This is a genomic window from Halomonas sp. ABH4_019 (assembly GCF_056159885.1).
This window is the reverse complement of record NZ_JBSWWC010000002.1, coordinates 79,015-94,853: the sequence shown is the minus strand read 5'-3', so window position 1 is coordinate 94,853 and position 15,839 is coordinate 79,015. Positions and strand designations below refer to the sequence as shown.

Sequence of the window (15,839 nt, the reverse complement as noted above, 5' to 3'; positions counted from 1 at the left end):
CATGGAACCCCTGATGGCCGTGACCATCGGCGTGCTGTTCGCCGCCGCCATTTACATGATGCTACGACGCTCCATCGTCAAGCTGGTGATCGGCCTGATGCTGCTCTCCAATGCCGCCAACCTGTTGATCTTCGCCACCGCGGGGATGCGACGCGGGGCGCCGCCGCTGGTGCCCGAGGGCATGTCGGCGCCGGAGGGCGTGGTCGCCGACCCCTTGCCCCAGGCGTTGGTGCTCACCGCTATCGTCATCGCCTTCGGCGTGCTGTCCTTCGCCGTCGTGCTGGTGCGGCGTGCCTGGGAAATCGTGCGTGCCGATGACCTGGACAAGATGAAGGATACCGACACGTGACCCCGCAGATTGCGTTGCCCGTGCTGATTCCCCTGTTCGCCGGCGCCCTGTCGCTGGTGTTCTGGCGCTCGCCGATCATGCAGCGCCTGGTCGCCGTGGCCGGCACCGCCGGGTTGCTGGCCACCAGTGTCTGGCTGCTGATCGCGGTGAACCGTGACGGCATCCTGGTGATGCACATGGGAAGCTGGCCGGCGCCCTACGGCATCAGCCTGGTGGCCGATCTGCTGGGCGCCATCATGGTGGTGCTCACCGGCCTCATCGGCCTGGCCGTGGCGCTGTTCTCGCTGGCCTCGATAGGTCGTGGGCACCAGGCCTATGGGTATTTTCCGCTGATGCACCTGCTGCTGGCCGGTGTGGCCGGGGCCTTCCTGACCGGCGACATCTTCAACCTCTATGTCTGGTTCGAGGTGATGTTGGTGGCCTCCTTCGCGCTGCTGATCCTGGGCAGCGAGAAGCCCCAGATGGAAGGGGCCATCAAGTACGTCACCCTCAACCTGGTGTCCTCGGTCATTTTTCTGGTCGCGGTAGGCTTGCTCTACGGCATGGTCGGCACGCTCAACATGGCCGATATCGCCCGCCGTCTGGCGACCCTGGAGAACACCGGCATGGTCGACGTGCTGGCGATGATGTTCATGGTGGCCTTCGGCATCAAGGCGGCGGCCTTCCCGCTGTTCTTCTGGCTGCCGGCCTCCTACCATACCCCGCCGGTAGCGGTGTCGGCGCTGTTTGCCGGCCTGCTGACCAAGGTCGGGGTCTATGCGTTGTTCCGGGTGTTCACCCTGATCTTCCACCACAGCCCGGGATATACCCACGAGATCCTGCTGTGGGGCGCGGGCCTGACCATGCTCTCCGGGGTGCTCGGGGCGGCGGCGCAGTTCGAGTTCCGGCGTATCCTGTCGTTCCACATCGTCAGTCAGATCGGCTACATGATCCTGGGCCTGGCGTTGTTCACGCCCCTGGCGATCCTCGGCGGCGTCTTCTATATCGCCCACCATATCATCGTGAAGACCAACCTCTTCCTGATCAGCGGCATCGTCCAGCGCCTGCGCGGCAGCTACCGACTCGAGGCGCTGGGCGGCTTCTATCGCAGCCATCCCTGGCTGGCGGTGCTGTTCCTGATTCCGGCGCTGTCGCTGGCCGGCATGCCGCCGCTCTCCGGCTTCTTCGCCAAGTTCCTGGTGATTCGGGCGGGCATCGAGGCCGAGGCCTATGGCGTCACGGCGATCGCCCTGGTGGTGGGGCTGTTGACGCTCTACTCGATGGTCAAGCTCTGGAACGAGGTGTTCTGGAAGGAAACGCCCCCGGAGGGCGAGATGGACCCCTATCCGGTGGTCGGTCAGCGCGAGCTGTGGCTGATGGGGGCGCCGGTGGTGGGGCTGGCGCTGTGTACCCTGCTCATCGGCCTCAATGCCGGCCCCCTGTATGCCCTGGCCGAGGCCTCGGCCACTGAACTGATGGCGCCCGAGCGCTACATCGAAGCGGTGCTCGGGGCGCCGGGGGAGGGCGGCTCATGATCGGCGCGGCCTGGAACCTGCTGCTCGGCTTCGCCTGGGTGGTGCTCACCGGTGACTTCAGCGGCCGCAACCTGCTCGCCGGGATGGTGTTCGGCTATCTGGTGCTGGCGCTGATTCAGCCCCAGGTGCCGGCGTTGGCCGGCCATGCCCAGCGCTTGCCGCGGCTGATTCGGTTCGTCGGCTTCTTCCTCAAGGAGCTGGTGGTCGCCAACCTTCGGGTCTCCTATGACATCGTCACGCCGCCCTGGTACATGAAGCCGGGGGTGATCGCCATGCCCTTGAAGGCCAGCACCGAGTTCGAGATCGCCTTCGTGGCCAACCTGATCTCGCTGACGCCGGGGACCCTGAGCCTGGATGTGTCCGACGATCGTCGGGTGCTCTATATCCATGCCATGTTCCTGGATGATGAGCCGGCGCTCAGGAAGAGCCTGGCGAAGCTGGAGCGCCGCGCCCTGGAACTCTTTCACTAGCCAAGGGAGGGAGACCCCGTGTCGACCGTGATCCTGTTGAGCCTGGCCCTGATGTCCCTGGCCCTGTGCCTGGCCTTCGTGCGCCTGTTCCGCGGCCCCAGCCTGCCGGATCGGGTGGTGGCCCTGGAGCTCTTTTCGTCGATTCTCGTCGGCATCATCGGGGTGGTGGCCGTCGCCACCGACGTGCCGAGCCTGCTGGACGTGGCCATCGTCATGGCGCTGATGGCCTTCATGGCGACGATCGGCTTCGCTCGCTTCCTGGAACGCGGGGGGCCCCGGGATGATTGAATTTCTCGAGGGGGCGGGGCTGCTGGCCGGCTCGACCTTCATGTTGCTGGCCGCCCTGGGGGTGGCGCGGCTGCCCGACCTGCTGACCCGAATGCATGCCACCACCAAGGCGGCGACCCTGGGGGCCTCGCTGATCATGCTGTCGGTGGCCCTGCACTTCGCACAGACGGCGGTGGTGGCCCGTGCCTTCGGGATCATCCTGTTTCTCATGCTGACGGCGCCGGTGGCGGCGCACGTCATCGGCCGTGCCGGCTATTTCGTCGGCTCGCGGCTATGGGACGGCACCATCAAGGACGAGCTCAGGCCCCACTACGACCCCTTGACCCACCGCCTGCACAGTGGCGTCGAGGAGGACGGCGGCTCGAGCGACCCGCCCCGCGACACCCCCGACGACCCGTAACGGCCTGCGCGGCCCCGTCGGCGCTTGCGTTCGCGTCCATCCGTTATATCCTGTACATATATTGTACGGATTTGGCGTTTTGTCCATGAGTAGTGCCGCCATGCGTCGCAAGGCCGATCTGCCCGCCAAGCCATGCCTGTCCTGTGGCCGCCCCTTCCGGTGGCGTCGCAAGTGGGCGCGCTGCTGGCACGAGGTGCGCTACTGCAGCGAGCGCTGTCGACGCACGGCCCGACGGCTGTCGCGGGCGGAGGGCCGAGCATGAGCGTTGATCTGATCTGGCTGCGCCAGGATCTGCGTCTGGCCGACAATCCGCTGTTGCGCGGCCCCCTCGGCGAGCAGATGCTCTGCGTCTTCGTGCTGGATGCGCGCTGGCTGGCGGAGGGCCGGCTCGGACCGGCTCGCCTCGGCTTCCTGTGGCAGAGCCTGATCGAGCTGCGCGGGGCCATGCTCGCTCGGGGCAGCGACCTACTGGTGCGCATCGGCGACCCCGTGGACGAGGTGGCGATGTTGGCCGCCGGGCTCGGCGCTCGTCGGGTCCGGGTGAGGCGCGATCCCGGCTGGGAGGAGGTGCGTGCGGCCGCTCGGCTGAGTCGGCGCCTCGCCCCCGAGTGTTCGCTGGACATCCAGGAGGGCGGCATGCTGCTCTCCTCGGCGAGCCTGCCGCTGGCCATCGAGTCTCTGCCGGCCGGCTTCTCGTCCTTCCGGCGTCGAGTGGCGGATGTCGAGCCCCAGCGCGCCGAGGCGGAGCCGGTGACTCTGCCCCCCTGGCCCTTCGGTGCGCCGCGAGGGCTGCCGCCATTGGGGCGGGTCTGCCCCCGGGCGGCGCGGTGGCGGGCCTCGTCCCGCGGCGGCTTTCGCTTCGCCGGCGGTGAGACGGCGGGGCGCGAGCGACTCCACGACTATCTGTGGGGCAGCGGTGCCGTGTCGCGTTATGCCGAAACCCGCAACGGCCTGGTGGGCGCCGACTTCTCCAGTCGGCTGTCGCCCTGGCTGGCCCTGGGCTGTCTGTCCGCCGCCCAGGTCAACGATGCGCTGTGCGCCTGGGAGTCGGAGCATGGCGCCAATGCCTCGAGCCGCTGGCTGCGCTTCGAGCTGCTGTGGCGGGACTACTTCCACTGGGCCGCCGTCCAGGATGGTCGTCGCCTGTTCGGTGGATGCGATCACCCCGCCGGTGGCGACGCCTTCGACGCCTGGTGCCGGGGGGACACCGGCCTGCCGTTCGTCGATGCCGGGATGCGCGAGCTGGCCCAGACCGGCTGGCTGTCCAACCGGGCGCGCCAGAACGTGGCCAGCTATCTCGTCCACGACCTGGGCGTCGACTGGCGGCTGGGGGCGGCCTGGTTCGAGCGTTGCCTGATCGACTACGACGCCGCCAGCAACTGGGGCAACTGGGGCTATATCGCCGGCCGGGGCCGCCATGCCAGCGCCCATCGCTTCTCGGTGCTCGATCAGGCCGAGCAGTATGATCCCCGCGGCGAGTACGTCGCCCGCTGGCGTCCCGAGCTGTCGGACCTGCCGCCGGGCGAGCCCCGGCACCGCCCCTGGCGGCGCGATCCCGAGGCCTTTCCGCCGCCGCTGGCCTCGTGCGTCGGGGGCGGGGAGGCATAGACATGATGACGTCCCGACTCGAGGCGCTGTCCCGCCGGCTCGGCCTGGCCGGTCTGGTGCCGTTCGTGGCCGCCTCGGCGGCGGCCTGGCTGGCGCCGCCGTTCTGGCAGGTGTATGCCCTCCAGGCCTTCCTCTACTACGCCGCGGTGATCCTGTCGTTTCTGGGCGGGGTGCACTGGGGGCTGGCGCTCGGCGAGGCCGGTGGCGACCGGGTCGATGGCCGTCGGCTGCTGGTCGGCGTGCTGCCAAGCCTGGTAGCCTGGCCGGCGCTGATGATCGATAGCCTGGCCGGCGCCCTCGCCCTGCTGGCGGGCTTCGTCGCCCTGCGTGCCTTCGAGGCGGGCCCCGGCGCCCCGGGGTTGCCCGTCGGATACCGTCGGCTGCGCACTAGCCTGACCCTGGTGGTGGTGATCTGCCACCTGGCGCTCATCGCGCGCTTGCTGCGACTGGCCTGAGGGCTCGATCTGGGCGATCATCGGGTCCTGTTTTCGCCAAGGAACGTCGTCGACATGCTGCCCCCGCTCTTGATGCTCGTCTTGCTGTGCGCCGGCCTGGCCGGCTGCCAGGGTATCGCCACGTCCCATGCCGAGGCCGCCCCGGCGGCCTCACAGGCCACCGAGCCCGACGGCCTCGAGCCGGCTGGCGAGGCGCCGGACTTCGCGGCCTGGCGCCGGGAGTTCCGGCGCCAGGCCCGGGCGGAGGGCATCGACGAGACGACCCTGGCGCACCTCGATGCGCTGCGCTATCGGCCCCGGGTCATCGAGCTGGATCGCCGCCAGCCGGAGTTCGTGCGCCCGATCTGGGAATATCTCGATGGCGCGGTCTCGGACAGCCGGGTGACCAACGGCCGGGCTCGGCTCGCCGAGCATCGCCAGGCGGCCCGGCGAGCGGCGGAGCGCTTCGGGGTGCCTGCCGAGATGCTGGTGGCCATCTGGGGCATCGAGAGCAGCTACGGCGGCTACCTGGGGGACTTCTCGACCCTCGAGGCGCTGGCGACCCTGGCCTACGACGGTCGTCGCCGCGCCTTCGCCCGCGGCGAGCTCATGGCGGCGCTGCGTATCCTGCAGGCCGGTGAGGTGCCCGTCGAGCGCATGGTCGGCTCCTGGGCCGGGGCCATGGGCCATCCGCAGTTCCTGCCGTCGAGCTACCTGGCCCATGCGGTGGACGGCGACGGCGACGGCCGACGCGATATCTGGGGCAGCGTGCCCGACGTGATGGCCTCCATCGCCGGCTATCTCGCCGAGGCCGGGTGGCGGTCCGGCGAGGCCTGGGGCGCCGAAGTCCTGCTGCCGCCGGACTTCGACTATTCGCTGGCCGAGCCGTCGACCCGGCGCTCGGCCGCGGAGTGGGCGAGCGCCGGGGTGAGGGCCCGGGACGGCGCTGCGCTGCCGTCCCTCGAGGCCGCCGCGGTGATCACCCCGGCCGGGGCGCGGGGGCCGGCCTTCCTGGTCGGCCACAACTTCGGGGTCATCCGGCGCTACAACAACGCCACCAGCTATGCCCTGGCGGTGGCCGTGCTGAGCGATGCCCTGGCCGGGCGCCCCACTATCCGCGGCGACTGGCCCCGCGAGGAGCCGGCGCTGCGGCGCACCGAGGTCCGTGAGCTGCAGCGCCGGCTCGACGCCCGCGGCTATGAGGTCGGCGAGGCGGACGGCATTCTCGGCCCCAACACGCGGCGCGGCCTGCGTGGCTTCCAGCGCGAGCTCGGCGTGACCCCGGACGGCTTCGCCACTCGCGAGCTGCTGGAGCGGCTGCGGGAGGTGACGCCATGAGGCGGCTGGCCTGTTGCCTGGCCCTCGCCCTGTGGCCGGGGCTGGCGATCGCCGAGGCGCCCGAGCGGGTGGTGGGCTGGGTCGAGCCGGTGGCCCTGATGCCCTGGAACCTGCCCTTCGAGGCCAAGCTGGACAGCGGGGCGCTGACCTCGTCGCTGGACGCCCGGGACATTCGCGCCTTCGACAAGGAGGGCGAGCCCTGGGTGCGTTTCCGGCTGCAGCTCGAGAACGACGCCGAGGGCGAGACCTTCGCCATGACCCTCGAGCGGCCCCGTGTGCGGCGCATGGTGGTGCGCGGGGCCGGGGGACGCGACGAGCGGCCGGTGGTGCTGCTCGATGTCTGTGTGGACGGCGTGCGCTATGAGGAGGAGTTCAGCCTGCGCGACCGCTCCGCCATGGACTATGCGATGCTGCTGGGGCGACAGACCATCGGCCACCTGGGGCGCCTCGACGTGGCACGCACCCACCTGACCGAGCCCGGTTGCGACGGCGAGGCCCGCCGCGTGCCCCACGAGCCCGAGGAGCAGGAAGACGCCGGCGACCCCTCAGAATAGCCGCGCCAACAGCGCCGTCACCGCCGTCTCCACGCGCAGGATCCGCGGGCCCAGGTGGATGCCCCGGCAGCCGGCCGCCTCGAGTCGTTCGACCTCCCAGGGAATGAAGCCGCCCTCCGGACCCACCGCCAGTAGCGTGTCTTCCTCGACGCCGCGCGGGCAGGCCTCCGGCATGCCGGGATGCGCCAGCAGGCCGCGACGGTCGGCCAGCAGGCCCGGCAGGCTGTCCTCGACGAAGGGCCGGAAGCCCTTGGCCAGGGTCACGCGGGGCAGGCGGGTGTCCCGGGCCTGCTCGAGGCCCAGCACCAGGTGGCGATGGATCTTGTCCTCGGTGAGCTCCGGCGACTGCCAGTAGCTCTTCTCCACTCGCCGGGTATTGAGCAGCGTCAGCTCCTTCACGCCCAGCGCGGTGACGTGCTCCAGGGTGCGCGCCAGCATGCGCGGGCGCGGCAGGGCCAGCACCAGGTGCACCGGCAGCGCCGGCGGCGGGGCCTGGTCGAGGGCGGCGACATCGAAGACCGCCTCGTCCTCGCTCAGGGCCAGCAGCTCGCCGCGTCCCAGGGCGCCGCCCTCGATGCCCAGCGTCATGGCGTCGCCGGCCCGGGCCCGGTGGACCTCCTTGAGGTGGGCGAGTCGGCGGGGGTCGCGGACCCGGGCCAGGCGGTCGTTCTCGATGTCGTCGGGCGAGAGCAGGATCAGGTTCATGGGGCCTCGTGACGCCTTTATGTCTTGCATGGAGGGTAGGGCGGTGCACAATACCTGCATAAGGAGGCGTCCGCCCACCCGAACCGAACAAGGAGCAGCGCCGTGCGCGTGATTCGCAAGTATGCCAATCGCCGGCTCTATGATACCGAACAGAGCCGCTATGTGACCCTCGAGGACCTGCGCAAGCTGATCCTCGACGAGGTGCCCTTCCGGGTCGAGGACGCCAAGAGCGGCGAGGACCTGACCCGCACCATCCTGCTGACCATCATCATCGAGCAGGAGCAGGCCGACGGCGATGCCCAGGTGTTCTCCAACGACCTGCTGGCCCAGTTCATCCGCGTCTACAACATGGCCCAGCCGCTGCCGCTGGCCCGCTACCTGGAGCAGGGCACCCGGTTGATGATGGAGCAGCAGAAGCACATGCAGGACCAGTGGCAGCAGGCCATGCGCCACACGCCCATGGAGCTGATGCGCGAGCTGGCCGAGGAGAACATGCGCTTCTGGCAGCAGAACCTCGGCGGCCAGGCCGGCAAGGGCCGCAAGGACGACGACGAGTCCTGATGGCGCTCAGCTGCTCTCGGGGTGGATCCGGTGACCGGTCGGCGAGCGGGCCGGCCCACCCGGCGCTGTGAGTCCCTCCGTGGGCACTGCTTTTGCCCTGCGGCGCTCTCGCATCCTGTGCCGCTTGTGGGTCCGGCGCGTCCCACCCGAAGGCGGCGTTGGCGGCCGCTTTCTGACATAATGCCGCGACGTTTTTCCCGTGTTATCCCCCTGTAGTGAGGTAGAGCAGCGGATGAAGGTTCTGATCATCGGCGGCGGTGGCCGCGAACACGCCCTGGCCTGGAAGGTCGCCCAGTCGCCCCGGGTCGAGACCGTCTTCGTGGCGCCGGGCAACGCCGGCACCGCCCGGGAAGCCGGGCTCGAGAACGTGGCCATCGGCGCCGAGGACCTGGAGGGGCTGGTCGCCTTCGCCGGCGAGCGGGACGTCGAGCTGACCATCGTCGGCCCCGAGGCGCCGCTGGTGGCTGGCGTCGTCGACCGCTTCCGGGAGGCGGGTCTGGCGATCTTCGGTCCCACCGCCGGGGCCGCCCAGCTCGAGGGCTCCAAGGCCTTCACCAAGGACTTCCTGGCGCGCCACGCCATTCCCTCCGCCGAGTACCGCACCTTCGTGGCCGTGGAGCCGGCCCTCGAGTACCTCGCCGAGAAGGGCGCGCCGATCGTCATCAAGGCCGACGGCCTGGCCGCCGGCAAGGGCGTGATCGTGGCCATGACCCGCGAGGAGGCCGAGGCCGCGGTGCGCGACATGCTCGAGGACAACGCCTTCGGCGACGCCGGCGCCCGGGTGGTGATCGAGGAGTTCCTGACGGGCGAGGAGGCCAGCTTCATCGTCATGGTCGACGGCGAGACGGTGCTGCCCATGGCCACCAGCCAGGACCACAAGCGCGCCTTCGACGACGACCAGGGCCCCAACACCGGCGGCATGGGCGCCTACTCGCCGGCGCCGGTGGTCACCGACGCGGTCTATGAGCGCGTGATGGAACGCGTCATCCGGCCCACGGTGCGCGGCATGGCCGAGGAGGGTCACCCCTACACGGGCTTCCTGTACGCCGGGTTGATGATCGACCCCGAGGGCAACCCCCGGGTCATCGAGTACAACTGCCGCTTCGGCGACCCCGAGACCCAGCCGATCATGATGCGCCTGCGGTCCGACCTGGCCGAGCTGTGCCTGGCCGGGGCCCGGGGCGAGCTGGCCGGCCACGCCTGCGACTGGGATGCCCGCGCCGCGGTGGGCGTGGTGATGGCGGCCGGCGGCTACCCGGGCAGCTACCGCAAGGGCGATGCCATCGACGGGCTCGACGCCGCCGAGGCCACCGGCTGCAAGGTCTTCCATGCCGGTACCGCCATGGGCGAGGCCGGCGAGGTGCTCACCGCCGGCGGCCGGGTGCTGTGCGTCACCGCGCTCGGCGAGGGCGTCTTGGCGGCCCGCGACCTGGCCTATCGGGGCGTGGAGGACGTCCGCTGGGCGGACGCCTTCCATCGACGCGATATCGCTCACCGCGCCATCGCCCGGGAGGCAGGCGAGGAGTGAGCGGGGCGGCCGACAGGCATCACCAAGGAGGCGGCATGGAGCGCGTGAAACTGGTCTTTCCCGAGGCGTACATTCGCCACCGGCATCCGCTGTCGGTGCGCATCACCGACATGAACTATGGCCGGCACCTGGGGCATGACGCGGTGGTGTCGCTGATGCACGAGGCCCGCGTCCAGGCCCTGGGCGCCCTGTCGCTCGCCGAGGGCGACATGGGCGGCTTTCCCTGCGTGGCGGCCGACCTCGCCGTGCAGTACCAGGCCGAGTCGCGCTGGCCCGAGGCGCTGGTGGTGGATACCGCCATCCCGGCCCCCGGGCGCCGGGCCATCGCCGTCTACCACCGTATCCGTCGGCAGGCGGACGAGCGCGTCGTGGCCACGGCGCGGATCAACCTGATGCTGGTGGACCCCGCCAGCGGGCGACCGGTAGCGGTGCCCGAGGCGGTGCGCGAGCGCCTGACGGGAGCGGCCTGATGTCACGCGAGTATCCGATCATCGCCGTGACCGGCTCCTCCGGGGCCGGCACCACCACCGTCAAGCGGACCTTCGAGCGCATGTTCGCCCGCGAGGACGTGCACGCCGCCTTCGTCGACGGCGATGCCTTCCATCGCTATACCCGCCAGGAGCTGGCGCGGATCTTCCGCGAGGAGCCCGAGCGCAAGGACGAGCTGTCGCACTTCGCCGTGGAGGCCAACCTGCTCGATCACCTGGAGGCGCTGTTCCAGGAATACGGCGAGCATGGCACCGGCACCTATCGCCACTACATCCATGCCGAAGACAAGTCGATGATCGAGGCCGGCTACCAGGTGGGGACCTTCACCGAGTGGCAGCCGTTGCCGCCTGGCACCGACCTGCTGTTCTACGAGGGGCTGCACGGCGGCCTGGTCACCGCCGACCACGATATCGCCCGCCATGCCGACCTGCTGGTCGGGGTGGCGCCGACCATGAACCTGGAGTGGATCCAGAAGATCGATCGCGACATGCGCTACCGCGGCTATTCCCAGGAGGCGGTGATCGACACCATCCTGGGGCGCATGGACGATTACGTGCGCTATATCCAGCCGCAGTTCTCGCGCACCCACATCAACTTCCAGCGGGTACCCACGGTGGATACCTCCAACCCCTTCGAGGTGCAGGACATCCCCGCCGATGCCGAGTCCTTCGTGGTGATCCGCTTCCGGGATCCCGCTACGGTGGACTTCCCCTACCTGCTGGCGATGATCCAGGATGCCTTCATGAGCCGCCCCCATACCCTGGTGGTGCCGGGTTCGCGGATGCCGCTGGCCATGGAGCTGATCCTGGGGCCGCTGGTGCGCCACCTGCTGGCCCAGCGGCGCTTCCGCTGAGCGACCTTCCATCCTCGAGGAGCACGACCCCATGGACTGCCTGTTCTGCAAGATCGTCAATCGCGAGATACCCGCCGACATCGTCTTCGAGGACGACGAGGTGCTGGCCTTCAAGGACCTCAATCCCCAGGCGCCGACCCACCTGCTGATCGTGCCCAAGCGCCATATCGCGACCCTCAACGACATCGAGGAAGGCGACCTGGCGCTGGTGGGGCGGCTGCAATTCACCGCCGCCAGGCTGGCCCGGGAGGCCGGCTTCGCCGAGGACGGCTATCGGGTGGTGATGAACTGCAATGAGCAGGGCGGCCAGACCGTCTATCATATTCATATGCACCTGATGGGCGGTCGACGCTTTACCTGGCCGGCTGGGTAGTCGGCATGCGGCGTCTCGCCGCGAGCTGTGCGGTGTTCGACGCATCAGGTGCAGCTCTTGGCCTGGCCCGATCCCGTTCCCTCATGGCGCCGCCCGCGGGCGGCGTCGTTGCGTCCGCGAACTGCCGGCCCCGGGGCGACTCGGGTACAATGCGGCCATCATTGATTCAGGGGGTGTCATGAACCGTCAGTATTCCCGTGCCGATCACCTGGTGCGCCAGGGCGATGCCGTGCTGCGTACCCTGCTGCCGGGGGCCGCCCGGCCCTCGCGTCCCTCGCCGGCCACGCCGGAGGTGCGCGATGACGCCCTAGACGAGGCCGAGCGCCGTCATGCCGAGGGGCTGATGCGCATCAATCACACCGGCGAGGTCTGCGCCCAGGCGCTCTACCAGGGCCAGGGGCTGACCGCCAAGCTGCCCGAGATTCGCCGGCAGATGGAGGAGGCGGCCCAGGAAGAGGTCGACCACCTGGCCTGGTGCGAGGCCCGTCTCGCCGAGCTCGACGGCCGTACCAGCCTGCTCAATCCGCTGTTCTATGCCACCTCCTTCGGCCTCGGCGCCCTGGCCGGGGCGGTCGGCGATCGCGTCAGCCTGGGCTTCGTCGCGGCCACCGAGGAGCAGGTGGGGCGTCACCTCGAGGCCCACATGGACGAGCTGCCGTCCGGCGACCATCGCTCGCGAGCGGTGCTGCGCCAGATGGCCATCGACGAGGCCCATCACGCCGAGCAGGCGCTGGCCGCCGGTGGGGCTCGTTTCCCGGCACCGGTCCAGGCCGGCATGACGCTGATGTCCAAGGTAATGACCAAGTCGGTCTACAGGCTCTAAGCCGGAAGACACCCCAAAAAGCGAACCCCACCCGGTCTTGCCAGGGTGGGGTTCGCTTTTTCTGACAGCTTCAAGCTTACCGCTTGAGGCTCCCGCGCTCCGCGCGGGCTAGTCCATGTTGCGCGAGTAGAAGATCTCCAGCATCTCCTTGCGCAGGCGGCCCTCGATATCCCGGGCCTCCTCGAAGCTGATGTCGCGCCGCGAGGTGCCGAACAGGTAGTTGTCCAGCTCGAAGTCCTTGAGCAGCATCTTGGTGTGGAACATGTTCTCCTGATACACGTTCACGTCCACCATCTGGTAGGCCTGCTTGGTGTCCTCGGCCAGGTAGTCCTGGATGGAGGTGATGTCGTGGTCGATGAACAGCTTCTTGCCGTCCACGTCTCGGGTGAAGCCGCGCACCCGGTAGTCCATGGTCACGATGTCGGAATCGAAGCTGTGGATCAGATAGTTCAGCGCCTTCAGCGGGCTGATCTGGCCGCAGGTGGAGACGTCGATGTCCAGGCGGAAGGTGCTGATGCCGTTATCCGGATGGGACTCGGGGTAGCTGTGCACCGTGACATGGCTCTTGTCGAGGTGCGCCACCACGGTCTCAGGTAGTGGCCCCGGGCCGGGCTCCATCTGCTCGGGGTCGGCCTCCTCCAACTCGTGCTCGGCGATCAGGATGGTCACGCTGGCCCCGTGGGGCTCGTAGTCCTGGCGCGAGATGTTGAGCACGTGGGCGCCGATGATGTTGGTGACGTCCTTGAGGATCTGCGTCAGGCGCTCGGCGTTGTAGAGCTCATCGATGTAGTCGATGTAGGCCTTGCGCTGCTCCTCGGTCTTGGCGTAGCAGATGTCGTAGATGTTGAAGCTCAGGGAGCTGGTCAGGTTGTTGAACCCGTGGAGTCGGAGATTGTCGGTCACGTCCGAGCCTCCCTACTGTGGCAGATGTTGTCATCCCGACGGCAGCGCCGGAACCCCTGGCGATCGAAAGGCGCGTATTATGCACACCCCTCGGTGACGGCGCACCCGCCGCGGCGGATTTTTTTCGCCGCCGCCGGGGGGACGCCCCCTGGCAATTCAGGGAGGCGACGTGTCGTCCGTCCGGGGTCGCCCGGGCGGGCGGCATCAGTCCTCGACGATGGTGAAGGAGTGCGTCACTTCCACGCCGCCCTTGGCCAGCATGATCGAGGCGCTGCAGTACTTGTCGGCGGAGAGCTCCACGGCGCGCTTGACCTGCTTCTCCTTGAGCCCCTGGCCGCTGACCGTGAAGTGGATATGGATCTTGGTGAAGACGCTGGGCACGCTGTCGGCGCGCTCGGCCTCGATGCTGGCCACGCAGTCCGCGATCGGGGCCCGGGACTTCTCGAGGATCTCCAGGACATCGAAGGAGGTGCAGGCGCCCATGCCCATCAGCAGCATCTCCATGGGGCGCGGGCCGGTGTTGCGGCCGCCGTGGTCGGGCGGGCCGTCGATGACCACGCTGTGGCCGCTGCCGGCCTCGGCGACGAACTGGCGACCATCGGTCCATTTGACGCTGGCTTTCATACTCGGAGTTCCTTCCAGTTGATTAAAGGCGCGGCGCCACCGTGGCCGCTGCCGGCTTTCCACACCTCAGGCGACGAACTGGCGACCATCGGTCCATTTGACGCTTGCTTTCATGCACGGGGTGTCCTTGTGAATACAGGCTTCGTGAATGAGAGGCAATGAGCGGCTCGCCAGCTTAGCAGCTGGCGCCGCTCGACTCAGCCCGAGCGGGCTCGGAGGGCCCGGTCGAGGGTCTCGAGGCGGGCCGGGGTGCCGACATCGACCCAGGCGCCGCGATGATGATGGCCGGCGACCCGCCCCGCGTCCATGGCCCGGCGCAGCAGCGGGGCCAGGGCGAAGGCGCCGTCGTCGTGGCCGGCGACCAGCGCCGGGTCGAGCAGCGCCAGGCCGGCGTAGGTCAGGCGCGGCGCGCCGTGCTGGCGGACCCGCCCGGTGGCGTCCAGGTGGAAATCGCCCTCGGGATGATGATCCGGGTTGTCCACCAGCACCAGGCGTGCCAGGTCGCCATCGAGCGCGGCAAGCGCGTCAGGCGCCAGGTCGCACCAGACGTCGCCGTTGACCAGCCAGAAGGGCGCCTCGCCGAGCAGCGGCAGGGCGCGGCGGATGCCGCCGCCGGTCTCCAGCGGTGCCTCCTCGCGACTCCAGGCGATCGATACGCCGAACTCGCGGCCATCGCCCAGCGCCTCGATGATCTGCTCGGCCCGGTAGCTGACGTTGATGACCACGTCCCGGATGCCGGCGGCCGCCAGGCGCTCCAGGTGATGAACGATCAGCGGCTTGCCGGCCACCGGCAGCAGCGGCTTGGGGCAGCGGTCGGTGAGCGGGCGCATGCGCTTGCCGAGCCCCGCGGCCAGGATCATCGCCTTCATGCCGCGCCCTCCCGGTCGATGCCGTTCGCCGCCAGCCGCGCCGCCAGGGCGGGGCGGAAGGTGTCGGCCAGCCAGGCCTTGAAGGCGTCATGGCCGTCGAGCTCGGCGAGCGCATCCTCGAGATGGCCGAGAAAATGGGGCAGGCGGGCGAGATAACCGTCGCGATGGTCGCGCAGGGTCAGCCGGCAGAAGATGCCCAGCACCTTGAGGGCGCGCTGGGCGGCCATGGCGGCGACCTGCGCCCGGAAGGCGTCCGACTCGACGCCGGCGTCGAGTCGGCCGTCGGCCACGGCTCGGGCGCGGAAGGCCTCGATCCATTCGGCGCGTCGGGCGGCGTCGAAGCGGCAGTAGCGGCCGTGCAGCAGCGAGATCAGGTCGTAGCTGAGCGGGCCGGCCACGGCGTCCTGGAAGTCGATCAGGTACAGCGCCTCGTCCACCACCATCAGGTTCATGGCGTCGAAGTCGCGGTGCACGGTGACCGTCGGCTGGGCCAGGGCGCTCTCGATCAGCGACTCGCGAAGCGACGTCCAGCCGGACGGCGGAGCCAGGCCGAGCCAGCGTTCCAGGCACCACTCGGGAAAGAGGTCGAGCTCGCGGCCGAGCAGGGCGGCATCAAAGGCCGGCAGGTCGTCCGGGATGGCGCGGTTCTGCAGCTCATGGAGCAGGGCCAGGGCGGCGTCGTGCCAGGCCAGGGTAACGGGGGCATCGTCGCCGTCGAAGCGGGTCTGCAGCGGCGTGTCGCCGAGATCGTCGAGCTCCAGGAAGCCGGCGTCGAGGTCCACGGCATGCAGGTGCGGCACCGGCAGGCCGGCGAGCTCCCAGGCCCGGTCGATGGCCACGAAGGGCGCGCTGTCCTCCTGCGCCGGTGGGGCATCCATCAGCATGCGCGTGGCGCCGTCGGGCAGGCTCAGCCGATAGTAGCGGCGAAAGCTGGCATCGCCGGCGGCCAGGCGCAGGTCCACGGCCTGCGGGGCGAGTCCATGGCGCTGGGCGGCCCAGTGGCGCAATTGCGTCTGGCGGGCGAGGGCATCGGCCTCTGGCATCTTCACCTCTCGATGTCCGGTGGCGGGGCGCCGGTTGACGGCCCCAAAGCGTCGCCGCATGCTGAGGCCCGACGTCGTCGGCGATGACAGGGACTCGTCGGCGGGACAGGTCG

General features: G+C 69.5%; 21 protein-coding genes. 16 read left to right on the top strand and 5 right to left on the bottom strand.

Annotated features, from left to right (window positions below):
* Position 1 precedes the first annotated feature (1 nt).
* The 10 genes from ACXAFN_RS07580 to ACXAFN_RS07535 all read left to right on the top strand — a co-directional run bounded on the left by ACXAFN_RS07580 (position 2) and on the right by ACXAFN_RS07535 (position 6,955).
* Positions 2-349 carry a Na+/H+ antiporter subunit C gene (locus ACXAFN_RS07580; protein WP_474987639.1) on the top strand — a complete coding sequence of 116 codons (348 nt, stop codon included), beginning with the start codon at positions 2-4 and terminating at the stop codon, positions 347-349.
* A complete protein-coding gene (locus ACXAFN_RS07575; protein WP_474987637.1) occupies positions 346-1,863 on the top strand; it encodes a Na+/H+ antiporter subunit D in 1,518 nt (505 codons plus the stop codon). The genes ACXAFN_RS07580 and ACXAFN_RS07575 overlap by 4 nt, the downstream gene beginning before the upstream one ends.
* The gene (locus ACXAFN_RS07570; protein ID WP_474987636.1) at positions 1,860-2,333 is read left to right on the top strand and encodes a Na+/H+ antiporter subunit E; all 474 of its coding nucleotides are present in this window, start codon (positions 1,860-1,862) and stop codon (positions 2,331-2,333) included. Before ACXAFN_RS07575 ends, ACXAFN_RS07570 begins: the two co-directional genes overlap by 4 nt.
* Before the next feature lie 18 nt (positions 2,334-2,351).
* The gene (locus ACXAFN_RS07565) at positions 2,352-2,621 is read left to right on the top strand and encodes an MrpF/PhaF family protein (RefSeq protein ID WP_474987634.1); all 270 of its coding nucleotides are present in this window, start codon (positions 2,352-2,354) and stop codon (positions 2,619-2,621) included.
* On the top strand, positions 2,614-3,021 hold the full coding sequence (mnhG, locus tag ACXAFN_RS07560) for a monovalent cation/H(+) antiporter subunit G (protein ID WP_474987632.1): 408 nt from the start codon (positions 2,614-2,616) through the stop codon (positions 3,019-3,021). Before ACXAFN_RS07565 ends, mnhG begins: the two co-directional genes overlap by 8 nt.
* A gap of 85 nt (positions 3,022-3,106) precedes the next feature.
* On the top strand, positions 3,107-3,283 hold the full coding sequence (locus tag ACXAFN_RS07555; RefSeq protein ID WP_474987631.1) for a DUF2256 domain-containing protein: 177 nt from the start codon (positions 3,107-3,109) through the stop codon (positions 3,281-3,283).
* Positions 3,280-4,629 (top strand): DASH family cryptochrome, encoded by a 1,350-nt coding sequence (locus ACXAFN_RS07550; protein WP_474987629.1) that lies wholly within the window; start codon positions 3,280-3,282, stop codon positions 4,627-4,629. The genes ACXAFN_RS07555 and ACXAFN_RS07550 overlap by 4 nt, the downstream gene beginning before the upstream one ends.
* A 2-nt stretch (positions 4,630-4,631) precedes the next feature.
* Positions 4,632-5,084 (top strand): DUF3429 domain-containing protein, encoded by a 453-nt coding sequence (locus tag ACXAFN_RS07545; protein ID WP_474987628.1) that lies wholly within the window; start codon positions 4,632-4,634, stop codon positions 5,082-5,084.
* A 54-nt stretch (positions 5,085-5,138) separates the two neighbouring features.
* Positions 5,139-6,401, top strand: a complete 1,263-nt coding sequence (locus tag ACXAFN_RS07540) for a lytic murein transglycosylase (protein WP_474987626.1) — start codon at positions 5,139-5,141, stop codon at positions 6,399-6,401.
* A complete protein-coding gene (locus tag ACXAFN_RS07535; protein ID WP_474987625.1) occupies positions 6,398-6,955 on the top strand; it encodes an ATP-dependent zinc protease family protein in 558 nt (185 codons plus the stop codon). The genes ACXAFN_RS07540 and ACXAFN_RS07535 overlap by 4 nt, the downstream gene beginning before the upstream one ends.
* Here ACXAFN_RS07535 and ACXAFN_RS07530 read toward each other — a convergent pair.
* Positions 6,947-7,660, bottom strand: coding sequence for a 16S rRNA (uracil(1498)-N(3))-methyltransferase (locus ACXAFN_RS07530; RefSeq protein WP_474987623.1), 714 nt, complete (start codon positions 7,658-7,660; stop codon positions 6,947-6,949). The genes ACXAFN_RS07535 and ACXAFN_RS07530 overlap by 9 nt on opposite strands.
* 102 nt (positions 7,661-7,762) lie before the next feature.
* Here ACXAFN_RS07530 and phaR point away from each other — a divergent pair, with 102 nt between their 5' ends.
* The 6 genes from phaR to coq7 all read left to right on the top strand — a co-directional run bounded on the left by phaR (position 7,763) and on the right by coq7 (position 12,287).
* Entirely contained in the window at positions 7,763-8,221 is a 459-nt protein-coding gene (gene phaR / locus ACXAFN_RS07525; protein ID WP_394590220.1) for a polyhydroxyalkanoate synthesis repressor PhaR, read from the top strand.
* A 232-nt stretch (positions 8,222-8,453) separates the two neighbouring features.
* On the top strand, positions 8,454-9,749 hold the full coding sequence (purD, locus tag ACXAFN_RS07520; protein WP_474987621.1) for a phosphoribosylamine--glycine ligase: 1,296 nt from the start codon (positions 8,454-8,456) through the stop codon (positions 9,747-9,749).
* Positions 9,750-9,784: 35 nt separating this feature from the next.
* Complete coding sequence (locus ACXAFN_RS07515) at positions 9,785-10,219, top strand: acyl-CoA thioesterase (RefSeq protein WP_474987620.1); 435 nt, start codon at positions 9,785-9,787, stop codon at positions 10,217-10,219.
* On the top strand, positions 10,219-11,091 hold the full coding sequence (locus ACXAFN_RS07510) for a phosphoribulokinase (RefSeq protein WP_474987618.1): 873 nt from the start codon (positions 10,219-10,221) through the stop codon (positions 11,089-11,091). Before ACXAFN_RS07515 ends, ACXAFN_RS07510 begins: the two co-directional genes overlap by 1 nt.
* 31 nt (positions 11,092-11,122) lie before the next feature.
* Positions 11,123-11,464, top strand: a complete 342-nt coding sequence (locus ACXAFN_RS07505; RefSeq protein WP_474987617.1) for a histidine triad nucleotide-binding protein — start codon at positions 11,123-11,125, stop codon at positions 11,462-11,464.
* A gap of 178 nt (positions 11,465-11,642) precedes the next feature.
* Complete coding sequence (gene coq7, locus ACXAFN_RS07500) at positions 11,643-12,287, top strand: 2-polyprenyl-3-methyl-6-methoxy-1,4-benzoquinone monooxygenase (protein ID WP_474987615.1); 645 nt, start codon at positions 11,643-11,645, stop codon at positions 12,285-12,287.
* A gap of 108 nt (positions 12,288-12,395) precedes the next feature.
* Here the strand turns inward: coq7 and speD are convergent, their stop codons facing one another.
* The 4 genes from speD to ACXAFN_RS07480 form a co-directional block, all read right to left on the bottom strand.
* Entirely contained in the window at positions 12,396-13,190 is a 795-nt protein-coding gene (gene speD / locus ACXAFN_RS07495; RefSeq protein ID WP_474987614.1) for an adenosylmethionine decarboxylase, read from the bottom strand.
* Between the two features lie 204 nt (positions 13,191-13,394).
* On the bottom strand, positions 13,395-13,814 hold the full coding sequence (locus ACXAFN_RS07490; protein WP_474987612.1) for an OsmC family protein: 420 nt from the start codon (positions 13,812-13,814) through the stop codon (positions 13,395-13,397).
* 197 nt (positions 13,815-14,011) lie between these two features.
* On the bottom strand, positions 14,012-14,683 hold the full coding sequence (murU, locus tag ACXAFN_RS07485) for an N-acetylmuramate alpha-1-phosphate uridylyltransferase MurU (protein WP_474987611.1): 672 nt from the start codon (positions 14,681-14,683) through the stop codon (positions 14,012-14,014).
* Positions 14,680-15,726, bottom strand: a complete 1,047-nt coding sequence (locus ACXAFN_RS07480) for an aminoglycoside phosphotransferase family protein (protein WP_474987609.1) — start codon at positions 15,724-15,726, stop codon at positions 14,680-14,682. Before ACXAFN_RS07480 ends, murU begins: the two co-directional genes overlap by 4 nt.
* Positions 15,727-15,839 lie beyond the last annotated feature (113 nt).

Coding starts and splice junctions, on each gene's coding strand:
- ACXAFN_RS07580 (WP_474987639.1), top strand. CDS start 2: ATGGAACCCCTGATGGCCGTGACCATCGGCGTGCTGTTCGCCGCCGCC.
- ACXAFN_RS07570 (WP_474987636.1), top strand. CDS start 1,860: ATGATCGGCGCGGCCTGGAACCTGCTGCTCGGCTTCGCCTGGGTGGTG.
- mnhG (WP_474987632.1), top strand. CDS start 2,614: ATGATTGAATTTCTCGAGGGGGCGGGGCTGCTGGCCGGCTCGACCTTC.
- ACXAFN_RS07555 (WP_474987631.1), top strand. CDS start 3,107: ATGAGTAGTGCCGCCATGCGTCGCAAGGCCGATCTGCCCGCCAAGCCA.
- ACXAFN_RS07550 (WP_474987629.1), top strand. CDS start 3,280: ATGAGCGTTGATCTGATCTGGCTGCGCCAGGATCTGCGTCTGGCCGAC.
- ACXAFN_RS07545 (WP_474987628.1), top strand. CDS start 4,632: ATGATGACGTCCCGACTCGAGGCGCTGTCCCGCCGGCTCGGCCTGGCC.
- ACXAFN_RS07540 (WP_474987626.1), top strand. CDS start 5,139: ATGCTGCCCCCGCTCTTGATGCTCGTCTTGCTGTGCGCCGGCCTGGCC.
- ACXAFN_RS07535 (WP_474987625.1), top strand. CDS start 6,398: ATGAGGCGGCTGGCCTGTTGCCTGGCCCTCGCCCTGTGGCCGGGGCTG.
- ACXAFN_RS07530 (WP_474987623.1), bottom strand. CDS start 7,660: ATGAACCTGATCCTGCTCTCGCCCGACGACATCGAGAACGACCGCCTG.
- purD (WP_474987621.1), top strand. CDS start 8,454: ATGAAGGTTCTGATCATCGGCGGCGGTGGCCGCGAACACGCCCTGGCC.
- ACXAFN_RS07515 (WP_474987620.1), top strand. CDS start 9,785: ATGGAGCGCGTGAAACTGGTCTTTCCCGAGGCGTACATTCGCCACCGG.
- ACXAFN_RS07510 (WP_474987618.1), top strand. CDS start 10,219: ATGTCACGCGAGTATCCGATCATCGCCGTGACCGGCTCCTCCGGGGCC.
- ACXAFN_RS07505 (WP_474987617.1), top strand. CDS start 11,123: ATGGACTGCCTGTTCTGCAAGATCGTCAATCGCGAGATACCCGCCGAC.
- coq7 (WP_474987615.1), top strand. CDS start 11,643: ATGAACCGTCAGTATTCCCGTGCCGATCACCTGGTGCGCCAGGGCGAT.
- ACXAFN_RS07490 (WP_474987612.1), bottom strand. CDS start 13,814: ATGAAAGCCAGCGTCAAATGGACCGATGGTCGCCAGTTCGTCGCCGAG.
- murU (WP_474987611.1), bottom strand. CDS start 14,683: ATGAAGGCGATGATCCTGGCCGCGGGGCTCGGCAAGCGCATGCGCCCG.
- ACXAFN_RS07480 (WP_474987609.1), bottom strand. CDS start 15,726: ATGCCAGAGGCCGATGCCCTCGCCCGCCAGACGCAATTGCGCCACTGG.